Here is a 1,829-nt window from a genome sequence, read left to right as displayed (position 1 = left end):
CGCCAGCGCGCTTCGTAGACTGACTCATCGCCACTGTTTGACCACAACGAACGAAGTGAGTGGCGGGAGTTTGGCGATGCACCCCCGAAGCCGAGCTTCTTCGTGGAGTCGGCGCCCCCTGGGGCGCCGACCGCCTCGGCATGAGCCCCCAGCCCATCCCCTCACCCCCCGCGCGACGCGCACACGCAGCAACGCAGCTAGAAATTCATGTACTGAGGCGCCTTCCCATCCTTCGCACGCACACCCGCAAACCGCGCCGTCAACCGTGCCTGCAAATTCACCGGCAGCGGCGCAAACCCCGTGCCGCGCGTCAGGTCGTCGCCGTGCATCAGGCACCAGTAGAGGAATCGCATGCCCTGCGCGGCGCGCTCGGCATCGGCCGGCTCGGCGTCGAACAGCACGAAACTCGTCTGCGTGATCGGCCACGCGCCGCTGGCGGGCCGGTTCATCAGCGACGCGAGGTCGTTGCCAGCGCGCGAGACATCGCTGTCGAGGATCGCCGCGCGGAAGCCCGCCTCCGACGCCGCCACCGCCACGCCCGCGCCATTGACCAGCCGCACCGCCGCCAGCCCGTCCTTCACGACGCGGTCGTAGCTGACGTAGGCGATGCCGCCGTCGCTGCCTTCGAGCGCCTTCACCATGCCGTCGTTGCCCTCGGCCGTCGCGACCTCGCCCGGCCACTTCGGTGCCTGGCCGGCACCGATCTCGGTCTTGAAGGCCGGTGACACCTCCGACAGGTAGCGCGTGAAGCCCTCGGTCGTGCCGGAACGGTCGGCACGCACGATGCGCTGGATGCGCAGCGCGGGCAGCGCGATGCCCGGGTTCTGCGCCGCGATGCGCGCGTCGTTCCACTTCACGATGCGCGCGGCCATGATGTCGGCCAGCACCTCGCCCGACAGCTGCAGCCGGTTCGCGCCGATGCCGGGCAGCTTGACCACCGGCACGATGCCGCCGATCAGCATCGGCACCTGCACCAGCTTGCGCTTCGTCAGCTCGTCGGCGGGCAGCGGCGAATCGCTGCCGCCGAAGTCCACCGCGCGTGCGCTGATCTGCTTGAYCCCGTCGCCCGAGCCGGTGGCCTTGTAGGTGACGGCGGCTCCGGCGTTCTGCTGCTCGTAGGTCCTGGCCCAGCGTTCGTAGACCTTGGACGGGAACGAGGCCCCGATGCCGCGCACCTGCGCGAACGCATTCGTGGCAAGGAGGGAGATCAGGCCGGCGAGGGCGGCGTGGCGAAGGCGTGTGGTGGTCACTTCGGAAAAGCCGTTGGTTACTGCGAGGGCGCGACGATACATCGAACGCGTGACAGTGCGTGAACCCGACAGGGTGGGTGTCGCCAAGCGTGAACTGCGTCGCACCTGCCCAGGCTTCAACACGCTGTTACCCGGCACACGGTCACGTAACGGGCCGCCATGGAAGACTTCTGCACACGGGAGCCCGAGAGGTGGCCTCAAGCCAGCTGCAAAACGGCCGAACTTGCATGGACCACTTCCACATGTTGTTGGAGCCTTGAATGGACCTGGAAACCTCTGTCGTCGACTCGCAGACCCTGCGCCGCTACCTGATGGCACCGAACCCGATGCAGCGCGCGATCGCACTGCACGCGCTGGAGGTCGAGGTCGAGCGGCTGCCGGCCGGGGACCGCTCGCTCGGCAATGAAGTCGAGAAGTTCGTCTCGCGCGRCATTCCGTTCTATGCGCTGAACGATCCGCACTATTGCAGCTGGGTCGGCAAGGCCGCCTCGTATTGGGACAAGCTGCACGCTTGAGCCGGCGCAGGCGGGCCGAGCGCCGGGCCGCCCCAAGCCGGCCCGCATCCCCTTGGGGGATCGA

At 68.1% G+C, this 1,829-nt stretch carries 2 protein-coding genes; one reads left to right on the top strand and one right to left on the bottom strand.

Annotated features, from left to right (window positions below):
- Positions 1-197: 197 nt before the first annotated feature.
- Positions 198-1,250, bottom strand: coding sequence for a phosphate ABC transporter substrate-binding protein PstS (gene pstS, locus AC1D01_RS32940; RefSeq protein WP_477873688.1), 1,053 nt, complete (start codon positions 1,248-1,250; stop codon positions 198-200).
- A 260-nt stretch (positions 1,251-1,510) separates the two neighbouring features.
- Between pstS and AC1D01_RS32935 the strand changes: the two genes are divergently transcribed.
- Positions 1,511-1,765 carry a hypothetical protein gene (locus tag AC1D01_RS32935; protein WP_477873687.1) on the top strand — a complete coding sequence of 85 codons (255 nt, stop codon included), beginning with the start codon at positions 1,511-1,513 and terminating at the stop codon, positions 1,763-1,765.
- Positions 1,766-1,829: the final 64 nt, after the last annotated feature.

It is taken from the genome of Rhizobacter sp. P3_B12 (genome assembly GCF_056402895.1).
The sequence above is the reverse complement of the archived record's forward strand: the minus strand, read 5'-3'. Positions and strand labels throughout refer to the sequence as shown.